The sequence below is a fragment of the Mesorhizobium sp. M7A.F.Ca.CA.004.04.2.1 genome, from assembly GCF_004022825.1.
Classification (GTDB): domain Bacteria; phylum Pseudomonadota; class Alphaproteobacteria; order Rhizobiales; family Rhizobiaceae; genus Mesorhizobium.
Map to the genome: position 1 here is coordinate 1 of NZ_RZPH01001153.1, position 1778 is coordinate 1778.

Here is a 1778-nt window from a genome sequence, read left to right on the forward strand (position 1 = left end):
CGTCTCTGGCGATCATCCCGAGATCGCCGTGGTTGGCTTCTGTGGGATGGACAAAGAAAGCCGGCGTGCCGGTCGAGGCCAGCGTCGCCGCGATCTTCGAACCGATATGGCCGCTTTTGCCGACACCGGTGACGATGAGCCGGCCTTCAATCCCGGAGATCATCTCGACCGCCTGCGCGAAAGGCGCGGCCAATCCGTTCTCCAAGGCCTCGGCAAGGGCTGCAACCCCAGCCTGTTCTGTCGCCACCGTCCTCAGCGCCGAAGCGATCGAGGCTTGCCTGTCCGAAGGCTTCTTATCCAGGGATCCCGCATGCATGGCTGATGCGATTAGCGCTTTGCCGGCGCGCTGTCCAACAGAAATGGCCCAAGGCATGTTGCCCGAACGTGCGCGGTGGTTTTGACGACGGCAGGCGCCAAAACCAAAAGCTTGACGCACGCGGTATGGATCCCTTTGGAAATCAGCGCTTCAGCTGGTTGACGGGCCGCCGCCTCAACCCTCCGTTAACCATCCCCATTTACGGTTCGGTAAGTATGGCGCGCGTGCGCCGCGCAAGCAGTGGTGGCGATGTCCGGGGCCCAGCCAGAAAATTCGACAGGACGAAAGGGCAAGGCGGTCTGCGCCTTGCTGCTGGCAACCAGCATGTTTGCCTTGCTGCGCCCGACTGCGCTCCATGCCCAGGAAACCGAACTGCGCGGCGAGGTTTCGGAATCGGCGATCCTGTCCGACCAGCAGCGCAAGGCGAGACAGCTGGCCCTGGCAGCGCAGGGTCAACAGCCGGCCAATGCCGCGCAGGACAATGCGCCGGCCCGCACCTATCTGCCGGCCAGCGCCGGTGCTGTGCCTGACGATACGGATACCGGCGATGCCATCGCGACCGGCAGCCTCTTCGACCAGCCGGCAGCCACTGACGACACGTCCGCCGACATCGCGGCGCCGCCCAAGCCTCGCCGCCGCTCATCGACTGCCGGGCAGAATGCTGCTGGCCAGGCCAAGGACAAGGCTGCCGACAAGTCGAAAAAGAAGAAGAAATCGACGGCCGGCACCTCCGACATCACCGCCTCCACGACGGACGCCACCGATGGTGAAGACACCGATGCGGACACGGCCAACCGCCGCGCCCTCACCATCGACAGTGCCGACAGGCAGAAGCTCGACCCAGGCGCGGAGCGCACTGACGCCATCGAAGGCCAGAAAAAGAAGCTGGAGGATGATCCGTTTGCCGCCACCGGCGTCAAATGGGGCTCCTTCGTCATCCGGCCGACGATCGAACAGGGCCTGACCGCCACCTCGAACGGCGATTCGAGCAGTGCCGGCACGTCGGCGCTGCTGTCCGAGACAGCGCTGCGCTTTTCCGCCGCCTCCGACTGGCGCGAGAACTCAGCCACGATCGACGGCTATGGCCTTTTTCGCGAGACCGTGTCGGGTTACCCGGTTCACGACGCGCAAGGGCGCATCGAAGGCCAGCTCAATGTCGACCTCGACAATGAGTTGCGAGCCATCGCCAAGCTCGGCTACGAGGCCGTGCCGGAATCGGCATCATCACCGGACGCCATTGCCGGCGTCAGCAAGCAGCCGCTGCGGCAGACCATCGATGGCAGCCTCGCCGTCGAAAAGCATCTCGGCAAGATGCAGTACACGCTAACCGGCGCGGTCTCGCACGATTTTTACGGCGACGCCAAGCTCTCGGACGGCACCTCGCTGTCGCAGAAGGATCAGGACTCCACACTCTACACGGCGACGTTGCGCACCGGCTACGAGATCTCCCCTGCCCTGACCC

The 1778-nt window shown here is 64.3% G+C and carries 2 protein-coding genes; one reads left to right on the forward strand and one right to left on the reverse strand.

All coding sequences use genetic code 11. From position 1 onward, the window contains the following. Positions 1-316 (reverse strand): SIS domain-containing protein (locus EN893_RS32350; RefSeq protein ID WP_128362111.1); only part of this gene is annotated, 316 nt, incomplete at its 3' end. A 249-nt stretch (positions 317-565) separates the two neighbouring features. On the opposite strand from EN893_RS32350, the gene EN893_RS32355 reads away from it, so the two are divergent. Then, on the forward strand, positions 566-1778 hold a 1213-nt coding region (locus tag EN893_RS32355), incomplete at its 3' end, for an outer membrane beta-barrel protein (RefSeq protein ID WP_164901319.1).